The sequence below is a fragment of the Kribbella sp. NPDC049174 genome (assembly GCF_043197365.1).
Classification (GTDB): domain Bacteria; phylum Actinomycetota; class Actinomycetes; order Propionibacteriales; family Kribbellaceae; genus Kribbella.
The window spans coordinates 120520-135523 of the sequence record NZ_JBICSZ010000011.1; the positions used below are offsets into that span (position 1 = coordinate 120520).

19 protein-coding genes are annotated in these 15004 nt (G+C 68.5%); 12 read left to right on the plus strand and 7 right to left on the minus strand.

The window, feature by feature from the left end; all coding sequences use genetic code 11:
• Window positions 1–74: 74 nt before the first annotated feature.
• Window positions 75–2645: an aminopeptidase N gene (pepN, locus tag ACGFIF_RS38455; RefSeq protein WP_393161677.1), complete on the minus strand. Its 2571-nt coding sequence runs from the start codon at window positions 2643–2645 to the stop codon at window positions 75–77.
• Between the two features lie 109 nt (window positions 2646–2754).
• Between pepN and ACGFIF_RS38460 the strand changes: the two genes are divergently transcribed.
• The 3 genes from ACGFIF_RS38460 to ACGFIF_RS38470 all read left to right on the plus strand — a co-directional run bounded on the left by ACGFIF_RS38460 (window position 2755) and on the right by ACGFIF_RS38470 (window position 4711).
• Window positions 2755–3369 carry a DsbA family protein gene (locus ACGFIF_RS38460; RefSeq protein ID WP_393161679.1) on the plus strand — a complete coding sequence of 205 codons (615 nt, stop codon included), beginning with the start codon at window positions 2755–2757 and terminating at the stop codon, window positions 3367–3369.
• A 90-nt stretch (window positions 3370–3459) separates the two neighbouring features.
• Complete coding sequence (locus ACGFIF_RS38465) at window positions 3460–4224, plus strand: hypothetical protein (RefSeq protein ID WP_393161681.1); 765 nt, start codon at window positions 3460–3462, stop codon at window positions 4222–4224.
• A gap of 19 nt (window positions 4225–4243) precedes the next feature.
• Entirely contained in the window at window positions 4244–4711 is a 468-nt protein-coding gene (locus tag ACGFIF_RS38470) for a ribose-5-phosphate isomerase (RefSeq protein ID WP_132207574.1), read from the plus strand.
• Here the strand turns inward: ACGFIF_RS38470 and ACGFIF_RS38475 are convergent.
• Window positions 4675–4893 carry a hypothetical protein gene (locus ACGFIF_RS38475; protein ID WP_393161684.1) on the minus strand — a complete coding sequence of 73 codons (219 nt, stop codon included), beginning with the start codon at window positions 4891–4893 and terminating at the stop codon, window positions 4675–4677. The two genes, ACGFIF_RS38470 and ACGFIF_RS38475, sit on opposite strands and share 37 nt — an antisense overlap.
• A 10-nt stretch (window positions 4894–4903) precedes the next feature.
• On the opposite strand from ACGFIF_RS38475, the gene ACGFIF_RS38480 reads away from it, so the two are divergent.
• The 6 genes from ACGFIF_RS38480 to ACGFIF_RS38505 all read left to right on the plus strand — a co-directional run bounded on the left by ACGFIF_RS38480 (window position 4904) and on the right by ACGFIF_RS38505 (window position 8804).
• Entirely contained in the window at window positions 4904–5731 is an 828-nt protein-coding gene (locus ACGFIF_RS38480) for an Fpg/Nei family DNA glycosylase (protein ID WP_393161686.1), read from the plus strand.
• 63 nt (window positions 5732–5794) lie between these two features.
• Complete coding sequence (locus tag ACGFIF_RS38485; RefSeq protein WP_393161688.1) at window positions 5795–6889, plus strand: PP2C family protein-serine/threonine phosphatase; 1095 nt, start codon at window positions 5795–5797, stop codon at window positions 6887–6889.
• Between the two features lie 83 nt (window positions 6890–6972).
• Complete coding sequence (locus ACGFIF_RS38490) at window positions 6973–7431, plus strand: hypothetical protein (RefSeq protein WP_393161690.1); 459 nt, start codon at window positions 6973–6975, stop codon at window positions 7429–7431.
• A gap of 50 nt (window positions 7432–7481) precedes the next feature.
• On the plus strand, window positions 7482–7919 hold the full coding sequence (locus ACGFIF_RS38495; protein WP_393161692.1) for an SRPBCC domain-containing protein: 438 nt from the start codon (window positions 7482–7484) through the stop codon (window positions 7917–7919).
• Complete coding sequence (locus ACGFIF_RS38500; RefSeq protein WP_393161694.1) at window positions 7919–8326, plus strand: ArsR/SmtB family transcription factor; 408 nt, start codon at window positions 7919–7921, stop codon at window positions 8324–8326. The genes ACGFIF_RS38495 and ACGFIF_RS38500 overlap by 1 nt, the downstream gene beginning before the upstream one ends.
• 37 nt (window positions 8327–8363) lie before the next feature.
• Window positions 8364–8804 carry a nitroreductase family deazaflavin-dependent oxidoreductase gene (locus ACGFIF_RS38505; protein WP_393161696.1) on the plus strand — a complete coding sequence of 147 codons (441 nt, stop codon included), beginning with the start codon at window positions 8364–8366 and terminating at the stop codon, window positions 8802–8804.
• On the opposite strand, the gene ACGFIF_RS38510 is transcribed toward ACGFIF_RS38505, so the two are convergent.
• On the minus strand, window positions 8801–8926 hold the full coding sequence (locus ACGFIF_RS38510) for a hypothetical protein (RefSeq protein ID WP_393161698.1): 126 nt from the start codon (window positions 8924–8926) through the stop codon (window positions 8801–8803). The two genes, ACGFIF_RS38505 and ACGFIF_RS38510, sit on opposite strands and share 4 nt — an antisense overlap.
• 134 nt (window positions 8927–9060) lie before the next feature.
• Window positions 9061–9201: a hypothetical protein gene (locus tag ACGFIF_RS38515; RefSeq protein ID WP_393161700.1), complete on the minus strand. Its 141-nt coding sequence runs from the start codon at window positions 9199–9201 to the stop codon at window positions 9061–9063.
• Window positions 9202–9334: 133 nt separating this feature from the next.
• Here ACGFIF_RS38515 and ACGFIF_RS38520 point away from each other — a divergent pair, with 133 nt between their 5' ends.
• Both ACGFIF_RS38520 and ACGFIF_RS38525 read left to right on the plus strand, forming a co-directional pair.
• Entirely contained in the window at window positions 9335–10063 is a 729-nt protein-coding gene (locus ACGFIF_RS38520; RefSeq protein ID WP_393161702.1) for a CDP-alcohol phosphatidyltransferase family protein, read from the plus strand.
• Window positions 10064–10900 (plus strand): hypothetical protein, encoded by an 837-nt coding sequence (locus ACGFIF_RS38525; RefSeq protein WP_393161704.1) that lies wholly within the window; start codon window positions 10064–10066, stop codon window positions 10898–10900. It abuts the gene before it with no gap.
• Between the two features lie 285 nt (window positions 10901–11185).
• Here ACGFIF_RS38525 and ACGFIF_RS38530 read toward each other — a convergent pair whose 3' ends face one another.
• Window positions 11186–12355: an AAA family ATPase gene (locus ACGFIF_RS38530; RefSeq protein WP_393161706.1), complete on the minus strand. Its 1170-nt coding sequence runs from the start codon at window positions 12353–12355 to the stop codon at window positions 11186–11188.
• A 55-nt stretch (window positions 12356–12410) separates the two neighbouring features.
• On the opposite strand from ACGFIF_RS38530, the gene ACGFIF_RS38535 reads away from it, so the two are divergent.
• Window positions 12411–13367: a Gfo/Idh/MocA family protein gene (locus ACGFIF_RS38535; RefSeq protein ID WP_393161708.1), complete on the plus strand. Its 957-nt coding sequence runs from the start codon at window positions 12411–12413 to the stop codon at window positions 13365–13367.
• A gap of 1 nt (window position 13368) precedes the next feature.
• Here ACGFIF_RS38535 and ACGFIF_RS38540 read toward each other — a convergent pair whose 3' ends face one another.
• Window positions 13369–14610: a multidrug effflux MFS transporter gene (locus ACGFIF_RS38540; RefSeq protein ID WP_393161710.1), complete on the minus strand. Its 1242-nt coding sequence runs from the start codon at window positions 14608–14610 to the stop codon at window positions 13369–13371.
• 28 nt (window positions 14611–14638) lie between these two features.
• Entirely contained in the window at window positions 14639–14989 is a 351-nt protein-coding gene (locus ACGFIF_RS38545) for a cyclophilin-like fold protein (RefSeq protein ID WP_393161712.1), read from the minus strand.
• Between the last annotated feature and the right edge of the window lie 15 nt (window positions 14990–15004).

The window sequence follows — 15004 nt, forward strand, 5'->3', positions numbered from 1 at the left end:
CCAGTCTTACTCCTCCCTGGTCCAACACAACACCGCCGGCCTCAACCAGAGACCGGCGGTGTTGTGATCCCGCGTCAGCTCGCGTCGCGGGCCTGGGCCGTAAGAGCACGGGTCAGGTCGGCCTGGGCTTCGCTGACGTAGCGCAGGGTGGGAGCGTCCACCGACGACGACTCCGTCGACAACCAGGACGTGAGTGCGTCGAGCGTCGGCTGCTCCGGCAGGTGGCGCGGCGACAGGTAGACCAGCACGTTCTCGCCCATCGAGGAGCCGAGGCGGGAGTAGACGTCCTTGGCCGCGCTCAGGTACTTCTCGACGTACGGCCGGAGCAGGTCCTCCTGGCCCGGCTGCTGGAACCCGAGGATGGTCCGGAACTGCGTCTCGTTCGGGGTGTCCCCGGACTCGACCGCGATCCGCCACGCGTCTGCCTTGGCCTCGGCGGTCGGCCGGGCGGCCCGTGCCTGTGCGGCCCGCTCCTGCCCGGTGATGGTGGTGTCCCGGGTCAGCTCGTCGTCGATCTCGTCGGCACCGATCCGGCCGAGCCGGGCCAGCGCCACGATCAGCGTCCAGCGCAGGTCGGTGTCGACCACCAGCCCCGCGGGCAGGTCGCGGTCGTCGAGCCACGCGGCCAGCCGGTCGGCGCCCGCATCGGAGAACACCGCGGAGCTGTAGGCCCGGGCGAACGCGAGCTGGTGGTCGCTGCCCGCTTCGGCGTTGGCGAGCAGCTCGGCCAGTGCCTCCTCGAACTGCGCCCGCAGCGCCGGCCGGTTCTCCGGGGCCGCGTAGAGGTTGATCGCGCTGGTCGCCTGCCCGAGCAGTGCCCGTACGCCGGTCAGATCGGTCTCGGCCTTGATCCCGCGCAGCACGATGCCGACGTACTGGCTGGCCGGCATCTCGGCGTCGCGGGTCATGTCCCAGGCCGCACCCCAGGCAAGGGCCCGGGGCAACGATTCGGTCAGCTGGTCGATCGACTCGACCAGGGTGGCCCGGGACCGCTCGTCCAGCCGGATCTTGGCGTAGGTGAGGTCGTCGTCGTTCAGCAGCACCAGGTCCGGCTGGGTCGCGCCGACCAGCTCGGCCAGCTCGGTGCGCGGTCCGTCGATGTCGACCTCGAACCGCTCGGTCCGGACCAGGCCTTCGCCGGTACGGCGGTACAGGCCGACCGCCAGCCGGTGCGGCCGCAGGACCGGGAAGTTCTCCGCCGCGGTCTGCTCGATCGCGAACGACGTGAACGCACCCTCGGCGTCGACCGCGAAGTCGGCCCGCAGCGTGTTGACACCGGCCGTCCGCAGCCAGCGCTCGGTCCAGTCGTCCAGGTCGCGCCCGGACGCCTTCTCCAGCGGCTTCAGCAGGTCGGTCAGCTCGGTGTTGCCGAACGCGTGGTCCGAGAAGTACTCCTTCAGCGCGCTGATGAAGGTGTCCTCACCGACGAACGCGACCAGCTGCCGCAGCGTCGACGCGCCCTTGGCGTAGGTGATGCCGTCGAAGTTCACCTCGACCGCGTGGAAGTCGACCATGTCGGCCGCGATCGGGTGCGTCGAGGGCAGCTGGTCCTGCCGGTAGGCCCAGTTCTTCCGCGCGTTGCAGAAGGTCGTCCAGGAACCGGCGTACTTGGTCGTCGCGACCGCCTGCGCCCAGTGGCTGGCCCACTCGGCGAACGACTCGTTCAGCCACAGGTCGTCCCACCAGGTCATCGTGACCAGGTCGCCGAACCACATGTGGGCGAGCTCGTGCAGGACCGTGTTGGCGCGGGCTTCCATCTCGGCGTGCGTGGTCCGGCTGCGGAAGATGTACTCGTCCCGCAGGGTCACGCAGCCCGCGTTCTCCATCGCGCCCATGTTGTACTCGGGCACGAACGCCTGGTCGTACTTGTGGAACGGGTACGGCGTACCGAAGGCCTGCTCGAACAGCTCGAAGCCCTGCTTGGTCACCTCGAACAGGTCCTCGACGTCGAGAGCTTCCTTCAGTGACGGACGGCAGAGCAGCGACAACGGATAGCTGCCGTGCGGACCGTCGTACGAATCCGTGACGACGTGGTACGGCCCGGCCACCACCGCGGTGATGTACGTCGACATCCGCTCGGTCGGCGGGAAGTCCCAGCGGGCCAGCTCCTCGCCGTTCTCACCCTGGTACGCCGTGGGCTCGGGCGTCGGTGCGTTGGAGATGACCACCCAGCGGGCCGGTGCGGACACGGTGAATGTGAAAGGGGCCTTGAGGTCGGGCTGCTCGAAGGTGGTGAACACCCGGCGGGCGTCCGGTACCTCGAACTGCGTGTAGAGGTAGGTCTCCTTGTCGGCCGGGTCGACCGAGCGGTGCAGCCCTTCACCGGTACGCGAGTAGGTGCAGTCCGCGATCACAGTCAGCTCGTTGCGCTCCGCCAGCTCGTCCAGCTGGACGCGGGCGCCGTCGTACACCGTCTCCGGGTCGAGCGAGCGGCCGTTCAGGGTCACCTCACGGACCTTCTCCGCGATCAGGTCGGCGAAGGTGCTCGCGCCGGCCGTGCCGGCGAACGTGATGGTGGTCGCCGACCGGAAGGTCGGAGCGCCGCTCGGGGCGTTGGTCAGGTCGAGCTCGATCGTGTACTCGACGTCGCTGACCACCCCGGCACGGGTACGCGCCTCGTCGCGCGTGAGGTTGGTTCCAGGCATGTCGGCATCCTATGCACCTGGCAGCCCGGTTCGCCGACGGTTTCCCCGCGACATTGAGGCATGGATACCAAACCGGTGCATAGTCGTTCGATTTTGTATGATGGAGAATATGACTGCCTCCGCTGATTTCTGGTTCGATCCGGCCTGCCCCTGGGCCTGGATGACGTCTCGCTGGATGCTCGAGGTCGAGCAGGTCCGCGATGTGACGACCACCTGGCACGTGATGAGCCTGTCCGTACTGAACGAAGGGCGTGACAATCTGGACGAGAAGTACAAGCAGAACCTGCGCAACCTCGTCGGCCCGGTCCGGGTGCTGATCGCGGCCGAGCAAGCCCACGGCAACGAGGTGCTGCTGCCCCTCTACACCGCGCTCGGCCGGCGGATCCACGTCGAGGGTCGTGGCATCGGCGACGGCAAGGGTGACGTGGTCAAGGAGGCGCTCGCCGAGGTCGGTCTGCCGGCGTCGCTGATCGAGGCCGCCGACACCGACCGGTACGACGACGCCCTGAAGAAGTCGCACCACGCCGGCATGGACCTGGTCGGCATGGAGGTCGGTACGCCGGTCATCGCCGTCGAGGGCACCGCCTTCTTCGGCCCGGTGGTCACGCCCGCCCCGAAGGGTGAGGCGGCCGGCAAGCTCTGGGACGGCGTCCGCCTGGTGGCCGGCACCGAGGGCTTCTTCGAGATCAAGCGGACCCGGGATCGCGGCCCGATCTTCGACTGATTCGGTCTGTGGTTCAAGGCTTGTTTCGAACCACGCCGACTGGTGAAGGTTGCTCACCAAGAATTCCCCCCAGTGGTGAGTAGGTTCCAGATGACTGTTCCCGTCCCTTCCGGTGTGACTGCGGGGGTCGCCGTCTACGACCGCCAGACCGGTCAGTTCGTCCAGCGGCACAACGAGGACCATCGGTTCCGGTCCGCTTCCGTGGTGAAGCTGCTCATCGTGCTCGACTATCTCTGGGACCGCTCACCGGCGGACGACGTACCGAGTGACGACCGGACGCGCCTCGAGGTCATGTTGCGCAGCAGTGACGACGACGCGGCGAGCCATTATTGGGAGGAACTCGGCGGTGGCGCCATCGTCGACCGGATGGTGAAGCGGCTCGGCCTGACCCACACGGCCGGGCCGCCCGCCACCCATCCAGGTTTCTGGGGATACGTCGCCATCACGGCCGCGGACACCGTCCGGATCTACCGCTACCTCCTGGAGCAGGCTCCGGTGCCGGTGCGGCAGTACGTGATGGACCTGCTGCACCGGGCGACCCGGCACGGCACCGACGGCTTCGACCAGTACTTCGGGATCGCGTCGGCCTTCCCCAGAGAGTTCAGCATCAAGCAGGGGTGGTCCGGCTTTCACGGGTCGAGCGGGTACGGCTCTGACCGGGCCAAACCCCAGGACAGCGGGCTGGACCTGCGCAGTGATGCCCTGCACACCACGGGGACTGTCGGACCGGGTGACCGGACGATCGTCGCCCTGTACACGCTGCATCCGGCCGGAACGCCGTACGAGCAGGCGTACGCCGAGGTGACCCGGATGACCGGGGCGCTGACCGTGCCCGGCGTGCCGGACCGTCAGTAGGAGGTGCAAGACTTCGGCCATGCGAGTGCATATCGGCTCCGACCATGCCGGCTTCGAACTGAAGAACCATCTGGTCCAGCACCTCAAGGCTGCCGGACACGACGTCGTCGACCACGGCCCGGCCGTGTACGACGCGGTCGACGACTACCCGCCGTACTGCCTGCGGGCCGGTGAGGGGGTGGCCAAGGACGAGGGCAGCCTCGGCATCGTGATCGGTGGCTCCGGCAACGGTGAGCAGATCGCGGCCAACAAGGTGAAGGGCGTCCGGGCGATCCTCGCCTGGAGCACCGACACCGCGCGGCTGGGGCGCGAGCACAACAACGCGAACGTGATCAGCGTCGGGGCGCGGATGCACTCCGAGGACGAGGCGACCGGGTTTGTCGACACGTTCCTGGCCACCGACTACTCGGGTGAGGACCGGCACACCCGACGGATCGACATGCTGTCCGCCTACGAGTCGACCGGCGAGCTGCCGCCGCTCCCCTGATCGGCCGGCTTGTCGTCGGCGGCCTGCGGCGGCTCGGAGGGCTTCGGCTCGACCGGGCGGCGGTTGACCGGCTGACGCGGGCGGGAGACGTCGCGGGCCCGCATCGAGCGGCCCGTGCCGACGACCGCCGGGGTGGGTGGGCCGCTGCGACCCTTGGCTCCCGACGAACCTGTCATACCCATAAGAGGAATCATGCCTGAAGGTCACACCCTGCACCGGCTGGCGAACGACGTCTGGGACGCGTTCGGCGGCCGCCCGGTCCATGCGTCGAGCCCGCAGGGCCGGTTCGCCGACGGCGCCGCGCGGCTGAACGGGCAGGTGCTGCGGCAGACCGAGGCCCACGGCAAACACTTCCTCGCCGACTTCGAGGGCGCGGGCTGGCTGCACATCCACCTCGGCCTGATCGGCAAGGTCGACTTCGGGCCGGCCCCGGTGCCCGAGCCGGTCGGCCAGGTCCGGCTCCGCCTGCAGAACGAGACGTCGTACGCCGATCTGCGCGGAGCGACCGTGTGCGAGGTACTGACCGATCCCGAACGCGAGGCGCTGATGGCCCGGCTCGGTCCGGACCCGCTGCGCGACGACGCCGACCCCGAGCTGGCCTGGAAACGGATCCACCGCAGCAAACTGCCGATCGGGCAACTGCTGATGGACCAGGAAGTACTGAGTGGTGTCGGCAACGTCTATCGCGCCGAGGTGCTGTTCCGGGCGAAGCTGCACCCGATGACGCGCGGCCACCTGGTGAAGAAGCGCGAGTGGCAGGGGATGTGGGAGGACCTGCTCGAGCTGATGAAGTACGGCGTCGAGACCGGCCGGATCGATACCGTTGCCGACGACCACACACCGGAGGCGATGGGCCGTGACCCACGCCAGGACGACCACGGCGGCGAGGTGTACGTGTACCGGCGGCAGGGGCAGCGCTGCCACGTCTGCCATTCGGTGGTCCGGACCGAGATATTGGCCGGTCGCAACTTGTTCTGGTGCCCGAAGTGCCAGCGCACCGGCCTCACTCGCAAGAGCTGACATTCATCAGTTGTGTTACGACTGGATGCGCGGACCGGTCAGTCCCGTTATCTTCTTCACACCATGAACAGGAGTGGCGGTCTCGCTGAGGTACGACGGATCGGCCGCCGGGTCGAATGGCTGGGGCGACGGGCCCGCCGGTCCCATCGGCTCGCCTTCGTCGCGCTGGCGCTGACGTCTGTCGTCTTTGCCGTCTCCGGCCTGGTCTGGCAGACCTTGGTGCCGGCCTCCTTGCTGATCATCCCGCTGGTGCTCGGCGGCCTGCTGCTGAGGTTCCGCGAACTGGTGGCGCTGACCGGGATCACGGTGACGTTCGGCGCGTACATCGTCCTGTCCCGCGGACTGACGCTGCCCCGGATCGGCTTTGTGCTGGTCCTCGCGGTCATCGGCTGGATCATGCTGACCAATGCCAAGGTGCGCAGCCGGCTCGGAGTGCCGGGGACGCGTGGTGAGTCGATGCTGATGGAGTTGCGCGACATCCTCACCGCGCAGGGCGAGTTGCCGTCGCTGCCGGCCGGCTGGCTCGCCGAGGTGGAGATCCGCTCGGCCGGCGGATCGACGTTCTCCGGTGACTTCGTCGTGTCGACGACCCGTGGCGACGTCCTCGAGGTCGCGCTGGTCGATGTCTCGGGCAAGGGAATCGACGCGGGCACCCGGGCGCTGCTGTTGTCCGGTGCGTTCGGCGGACTGCTCGGCGTCGTGCCGGAGGAGGAGTTCCTGCCGTCGGCGAACCGCTACATCCGGCGCCAGGACTGGGACGACGACTTCGCCACCGTCGTGCATGTCGCGGTCGACCTGAAGACCGGGGACTTCGACGTACGGACGGCCGGCCATCCGCCCGCGATCCAGTTCGACGCGTGGTCGGGACGGTGGCAGACACGGGACGCCGACGGGCCGTTGCTCGGGTTGATGGAGGCGCCGGAGTTCGCGGTGAACCACGGGCAGCTGAAACCGGGGGATGCGTTGTTCCTCTACAGCGACGGGATGGTCGAGACGCCGCGGCGGGACATCGGCCGGGGGACGGACCGGCTGGCGGGGCACGCGGAACGCCTGGTCGCACAGGGGTTCCAGGGCGGTGCCAAGGAACTGGTCGACGAGGCCGGCGGTCCGGGGGACGACTCCGCGATCGTGATCATCCATCGGTCGGCACTCGGCTGACATCGGGGCGTGCGGACGGCCGGTGCTATCGGTCCGGGGATGGCTCCAGGGATGGCTCCGGGGATGGCGTAGCCTGCACGGTCGTGACGATCGACAAGGATGTCTGCTTCGACGCGGAGGCCGACCGGGCTGCGCCGGACGTCTCGTTCGAAGAGCTGCTCGCGTTGATGCCGGACTCGGTCCGCGATGTGTTCCCGCCGTACCGCTGGCAGCTGGAGAAGCTGTGGGAGCTCGATCTGAAGGTCGAGCCGGTGGAGGTCGCCGATCTGATCTGGATGTTCGACCTGCCGCTGTGGCAGCTCGACGGCGAACGGTTCAAGGTCACCCCGAACCAGGTCGCCGCCACCCCGATGAACTTCCGCGCCCACTACCAGCGGGTGATGGACGCCGACCTCGACCATCCGATCAACCTGGTCGCCTATCGCGGGCGCCTGGTCGTCCTGGACGGCGTCCACCGTCTCCTCAAGGCCCACTTCCTCCGCCGCCGGTGGATCGAGGCCACCATCGCCACCGCGACCCAGCTCCAGTCCTGCGCCGTCTGATGTGAAAGTGGTGACTTGCACATCCGACCTTAGGGTGGCAGGGTGGAGGCATGGAGACCAGGGTGGAGCGTGAGGTGTACGTCGAGGCGCGGCCGGAGGTGGTGTGGGCGGCCGTGACGCAGCCCGAGAACTTTGCCCGGTGGTACGCGTTCGGTGGAGCGGAGATCGACCTGCGGCCGGGTGGGCGGCTGGTGATGCGGTGGGACGAGCACGGGGAGTATCTCGGGTTCGTGGAGAAGGTGGAGCCGGGGCGGCGGTTCGCCTATCGGTACGCCGTCGATCCCGGTGTGGACCCGGCGCCGGGGAACTCGAACCTGGTGGAGTTCACCCTCACACCGGAAGGTGAGGGGACCAGGCTGCTGGTGGTGGAGAGCGGATTCGATCGGCTGGAGCTCTCGGCGGAGGAGCAGGTCAAACGGGCCGAGGAGTCGGCGCAGGGTTGGGACGGTGGTCTTGCCGCTCTCACGGAGCTGGCGCCGTCGTTGTGATGGACGCTTCCGTCGGTTCTGGGGCTCCCGTCGTCAGCGTGGACGGGGTGCTGGGGGCGTTGGGTGATGCGACCCGGCGGGCCGTGGTGGAGTTGCTCGCCGCTGGTGGCGGGCGGACGGCGACGTCGTTGGCGGGGGAGTTGCCGGTGACACGGCAGGCCGTGGTGCAGCATCTCGCCGTACTGCGGGAGGCCGGGCTGGTCGAGAGTCGCCGGATGGGCCGGGACGTGCGCTTCGAGTTGCGCTCCCAGGCCTTGACCGAGACCGCGGCCTGGATCGCGGATGTCGCCGCTCAGTGGGACCGCCGGCTGGCGGTGATCGCCGAGATCGCCGAAACAGCCCAGGTCGAGGCCGTGCTGGCCGAGAACCCTTCTTCTGTCAGGGAGTCGGGCGGCGACGCGCGGTGATTGTTGATGGTGACGCATCACCATTAAGATCGGTGACATGACATCGAACAGTGACGACTACGCCCCGAGCCCGACCGGCTGGGTTCGCACTCAGGTGGAGAAGGTCGAGGCGGCCGGGACCACGGAAGCGGTCGACATCATGGGCATGCCGGTCGTGCTGCTGACCATGCGCGGCGCCAAGTCGGGCAAGATCCGCAAGGTGCCGTTGATGCGGGTCGAGCACAACGGCGTGTACGCCGCCGTCGCCTCGCTCGGTGGCGCGCCGAAGAACCCGGTCTGGTACTACAACCTGAAGGCCGACCCGAAGCTCACGCTGCAGGACGGCGACGTCACCAAGGAGTACGTCGCCCGTGAGATCGAGGGCGAGGAGTACGACGAGTGGTGGCAGCGCTCGGTCGCGGCCTACCCGCCGTACGCCGAGTACCAGACCAAGACCTCCCGCAAGATCCCGCAGTTCGTGCTGGAGCCGGTCAACTAGACCCGGTAGCTGAGCCAGACCATGGTGGAACCGGCGGCGATCTTCAGGACGCCGTCGGTCACCCAGAGCACCCGGTACGGGACGCCGGGGACCAGCAGACCGATCCTGCGTTGATGATGCACAGCAGGCCGAGCAGTCCGCAGATCGGTCCGTGCGAGGACGCGCCAGGATCAGGAAGTGGACCTGAGCTCTTCGAAGATGGTCTTGGTGATACCGCCGACCATCATCACCAGGACGGCGAGTGCGGCGCCGGTGATCAACCCCCGGGGAGCAGCCAGCGGCGACCGCCGACTCCGCCGACCACCAGACCTAGTCCGACCAGGACGAGCAGAGCTCCGCCCCCGCGCATCAGGGGGAAGGTCCGGGCCATCCCGGTAAGGTCTGTGAACAGATCCACGGCGGAACGGCACAGGGTGAGCAGAGCAGCCCAGCGGTTGTGAGACGCTGGGGCCGGCCCGGTTTCGTTGACCGGGCCCGGCGCGCGCTGCGTCGACCGAGTTCTGGGAGTCGTCCTGACCACACACGACGCGGTGCAGGAACCGTTCGTCGGGTCGACGCGGTTGCGTCTGGCCGGACTGGCACTGCATGCCTATACCGCGAGCGGAACGGTGCTCGCGCTGCTCATCGTCATCGCCGCCGTCGACGGCGACGCCGTCCGAGCGCTCTGGCTCGGCCTGGCCGCACTGGTGATCGACGGGACCGACGGGATGCTCGCTCGCCGGCTGCGGGTGAAGGAGACCATCCCGTGGTTCGACGGCGCGATGCTGGACAACATCGTCGACTACCTGACCTACGCGTTCGCCCCGATCGTGCTGCTCTGGACCGGCGACTACCTGCCGTCCGGCGCCTGGGGCCCGATACTGGCCGCGTTGCCGTTGCTTGCCTCCAGCTACCAGTTCTGCCGGGTCGACGCGAAGACCGACGACCACTTCTTCCTCGGCTTCCCCAGTTACTGGAACGTGGTCGCGTTCTACGTGGTGATCCTCGGTCTCAGCCCGGTCACCACCGGTGTGATCCTGGTCGTCTGCTCGATCCTGGTGTTCGTCCCGGTGAAGTACGTCTACCCGTCCAGGACCAAGGCGTTCCGGTCGCTGAACCTGCTCACCACCGCGATCTGGCTGGCGTCGTACGCCGTACTGCTCGCCCAGATGCCGAACCCGAACGCCATCGTGGTCGCCGTCTCACTGTCCTATCTCTTGTACTACGGGGTGCTCAGCCTGTATCTGACGTTCTGGGTACCCAGACGCAAGGTCTCGTAAGTGGTCCTTGGTCTCAGCGCGGCACTCGGTGCCGCGGTGCTGTTCGGTATCGCCTCGATCCTGCAGGCCGTCGGTTCGCGCAAGGTGCCGACCGAGTCGGAACTCGACCCGCGGCGGCTCGGCGCGTTCGTCATCGCGTTGCTCAAGCAGCCCGCGTTCCTCGCCGCGCTGGTGCTGAACCTGGCCGGCTTCGCGCTGCACTTCGTTGCCCTGCGCCAGCTTCCGCTCTACCTCGCCCAGGCCGGGATCGCGGCCAGCCTGGTGGTCACCGCCCTGCTCGCGACCCGGCTGATGTCGGACCAGCTGAGCGCACTCGAATGGTCCGCGGTCATCGCGGTCTGCGTCGGCCTCGGCCTACTCGCCGTGTCGGCCGGTGACCAGGGCGACAGCGCCCGCCACCAGGGCCTCACCATCGGCATCATCGTCGGCCTGGTGGTCATCGCCGTACTCGGCGCCCTCGCCAGCCGTTCCCAACACGGCGTCTCCACCGCGCTACTCGGCCTCCTCGCAGGTCTCGGGTACGCCGGTGTCGCCATCTCAGCCCGATTGCTCGAGGACGGCTCGATCGGCGAGCTCCTCCGCAGCCCAACGACGTACACCCTCCCGATCAGCGGAGCCCTCGCCTTCATCCTCTACTCCCTGGCCCTCCAACGAGGCTCGGTAACGCTCGCAACCACCCCGATGATCGCCCTCCAGACGATCACCCCCGCAGCCGTAGGCGTCTTCGTCCTCGACGACGCCGTCCGCGCGGGCTGGTGGCCCGGCGCCATCACCGGCTTCGTCCTGTCCGCGATCGGCTCCGTCATCCTGGTCCGCTTCGAATCCATCAAAGACTGAGTTTTCTTCCCACGCACCGCTACGCGCGCTCCTCCGTCGCGTGCTCGCCGGCGCTCCCGCCCGCCCGACGATGAGTTGCGTGCTCTCGCCCGCGATCTCGCGTGCTGCCGCCCGCGGTCTTGCGTGCTGTCGCCCGTGGTGCGCGTGCTGTCGCCCGCGGTGCGGGGGCTCCTACGTCGCCCGCTTCGCGACCACCTCGTGGAGTCCCGCCTACACGGCCAACCATCGTGGATCGAGGCGCCGTGCGAGGTCCCGACTGCCAGACGGCGGTGCGATCTGGATTCACTAGCGCGACGGCCACTTCCAGGGTGGTTCGTCGAGGGGGCGTTGGTCGGCGATGGTGGTGGCGCCGTGGTCTTTGATGAGCTCGATGGTGTGGAGGTCGTCGGCTAGGGCATCGAGGGAGGCGAGGAACGGGCGGGAGTGGGTGACGACGATGACCTGTGTGTCTTTCGCGGCGGTGACGACGAGGTTTGCCAAGGCGGGTAGGAGGTCTGGGTGCAGGCTGGTTTCGGGCTCGTTGAGGACGAGGAGCTCGGGCGGTCGTGGGGTGAGTAGGGCGGCGACCCAGAGGAGGTATCTGAGTGTGCCGTCGGAGAGTTCGCCGCCGGACAACGGCCGGAGTAGACCGTGCTGACGGAACGCGATCTCGAACCGGCCGGCGGCGTTGACGATCTCCACTCGGCTGCCGGGGAACGCCAACTCGATCGCCTCGTCGAGCGCTCCCTTGGCTCCGATCTCGCGGATGGTCTGGAGCGCGGCCGCGACGTCCGCTCCCTCGGGACCGAGGATCGGGGTGCGGGTGCCGATCTGTGCCTGCCGGGCCGGCGCGTCCGCGTCGGTGCGCAGGTGGTCGTAGAACCGCCAGGCGCGCATCCGCTCCCGCAGTGCGAGCAGTTCGGGCGCCCGTTGTGGGTCGGCGAACTCGCTCAGCATGCTGTCGAACGACTGCAGCACATGGCCGGCGTCCTGCCACTGACCGTCGCCGTCGCGGATCCGCGCTCCACCACCACCCCGCTCGACGAGCAGTGCGGCGGGCCGCAAGAACGGCCCCGCCCAGAGCGCCTCACGCTTGATCTCCGGATCGAGGTTGAACGCCGACGGTTCGTTGCGGACACCCATCGTCGGTATCGGCAGCCCGAAGTCGACCGCATAGCCGTAGTCCTCGGAGGCGAATCCCATCCGGAGGGCGACCGGTCCGGTCCGCACCGTCCCTTGCACCGGCCGGTCTTTGCGGACGTGCTCCGGGCCTGCCCACAGCGTCGATTGGAGACCGCCTTCGCGGGCCAACGCTGCGACGGCGCCGTTGCGGGACGCGTCGGCGAGGAGGCGGAGTGCGCGGTACAGGCTGGACTTCCCGGTCCCATTCGCGCCGGTCACGACGTTCAGCCCGCGCAGGGGCATGACCAACCGCCGCAGTGACCGGTAGTTCTCCACCGCCAGCGTCGTCAGCATGTCCGTCACGCTACCGGCCTGCTCCGACAGGACTGCTCACGAGACACTTGGCCGCATGACATCGACCCCGATCCGCCTCGGCATCGTCGGACTCGGCGCGATGGGCCGCGAGTTGTTCACCGCTGCCCTGCCGCACCCGGACTTCACCGTGACGCGGGCAGCCGACCTCGATCCCGCCACGATCGCGCGACTCGGCGCCGAGCACCCCTCCGTTGCCTTCAGCACGGAGACCAAGGACGTGATCGGCTCGGATGACGTGGACGCGGTCTACATCGCGACTCCACCCGGTACGCACGCGGCGCTCGTCGTACCGGCTCTGCAGGCCGGGCAGGCGGTGTTCTGTGAGAAGCCGCTGTCGGTGTCGGCCGCTGACGCGGAGGCGATGCTGTCAGCCGCACAGGCGAGCGGCCGCGCGGCGGCGGTCAACTTCTCGCTGTCGGATCGGCAATCCACCCGGTACGTCGAAGCGGCGATCGCGGACGGCCGCGTCGGTGAGGTGCTGGCGGTGGAGATCCAGTTGGCCTTCCCGGTCTGGCCGCGAGAGTTCCAGGCCGCGGCGACGTGGGTGGGCGAGCGGGCGCAAGGTGGGTTCGTCCGCGAGGTGTTCTCGCATTTCGCCTACCTGACCGACCGGCTGGTCGGGCCGCTCGAGCTGGTCCACGGCGTACTGGACCACTGCGGTGCCGGCAGCGAGATGGCGGCGTACGGCTTGATGCGGGCCGGTGACATCCCGGTGCAACTGACCGGAGTCGTGGGCGCCCAGCCGACGACCTATGAGTGGGTACTGCGGGGGTCACGCCAGTCCCATCGCCTGAGCAACTGGCGCGACCTGTTCGTTGCGGAGGGCAACGGCTGGCAACCGGTCATCCTGACCGGCGAACCTGGATCGGAGACCACCCGGCTGTCCCTCTTCGCCCGCGCGATCCGCGGTGAGCACACTCCAGACCTGGCAGACTTCGCCAGCGCGTACCGAGTCCAGCAAGTAGTCGAGGCCTTCCACCACAGCACCTAGCTCATCGCTGGGCTGTGTATAGGCCGGCCAAGGATGCTGCGGCGCACGCGGTCATCAGCACCGCCATCGGAACGGCGGTTGTGGTGCCGCCGAGGCCGGCGAGCGGGGCGATCGTTCCGGCGGCGACCCATTGGACGAAACCCTGCACGGCTGCACCGGTGCCGGGATGGTCCGGTACTGCGGCGGATGCGAGGGCGCCGCCGTTGGGGATGATGAGGCCTTGGGCGGTCATCAGGACGAAGAAGCACACGATCGCCAAACTCAGTGGTGTGCTGAACCAGAGGGCACCGGCCAGCATCGCGATGCCGGCGGCCAGTGCGGCGATCTGCCCGGTCAGGATGAGCTTGCGGGTCGAGACCCGGCCGGCGAGCCGGGCGGCGACGAGCGCGGCCGCGGTCATTCCGGCGGCGTTGACCGCGAAGTCGATCGAGTATGCGATGGGCGAGAGCCCGTTCATGGTCTGCAGCACGAACGCGGAGGTGGCGACGTAGGCGAACAGCGCGCCCATCGCAGCACCAGCGACCAGCAGATAGCCGACGTACTCGCGGTTGCCGAGGACGATCCGTCCAGCGGTGAGGAAGTTTCGCAGTCCGCCGGCGTGCCGACGTACCTGCGGCAGTGATTCGGGCACCGCGACCACGACGGCCGAGGTCATCGCCAGCCCTAGTGCGGCGACGAGCCAGAACGAGACCCGCCAGTGGGACAACTGCAGGATCAACCCGCCGAGGAGCGGGCCGAGGATGGGGGCGATGCCGCCGACAGCGGCGATGACGTTCAGGACCCGGACCAGCCGGGCGCCGGTGGCCAGGTCGACGATGATCGCCCGCCCGATCACCATCGCCCACCCGCCCGCGAATCCCTGGACGAACCGGGCCACCGTCATCACTCCGATGGTGGGCGCGAGCGCGCACACGATCGAGGCCGCGGTCATGACCAGTACGGCGGCGAGCAACGGAATCCGCCGACCGCGCTGATCCGAAATCGGCCCGCCGACCAGTTGGCCGAGCGCCATGCCGACGAAGAAGGTCGTCAGCGTGAGCTGAACCTGCGTCGCGGTGGTGGACAGCTCCCCGGCGACCTGCGGGAACGCCGGGACGTACATGTCGGTGGCCAGCGGTGCGATGGCGGTCAGGAACACCACGGTCGCGACCAGCCCGGCGGTCAGCCGGGCCTGACGACGCGCCGTCAGCAGGGGCGGCCTCGACCAGGCGACGTCCGGGGGCAACGGGACTTGTTGTTGCATCAAGCCTCTTCAGGTAGCGGGGAGGGTGTCAGGCCTGGAGCAGAACTTTGATGGAGCCCTCCATGGTGGCGATGCGCCGGGCGGCGTCACCGTGCATGCGGCCGAGGACGACGATTCCGTTGTGGTACGACTGGTCGCCGTAGTAGAGGACGAGATCGTTGCCGGGGGCGTAGTACCCGACGTCACCGATGTCGGGGTCCGCGCCGACCGGCTGACCGTCGAGAGACAGCGGGGAAGGCAGAGGTCCTGAGCTGGGCCGAGTTGTCGATGGCGATCCGGCCGGCGGGTCGACGGAAGCGCTCGTGGCCGGTGCCGTTGGTTGGCCGGCTTGATTCGCGTTGTCAGACGTGGCGTTGGATCCGCAGGCAGCCAGGGCCAAACATGACCGTGGAAG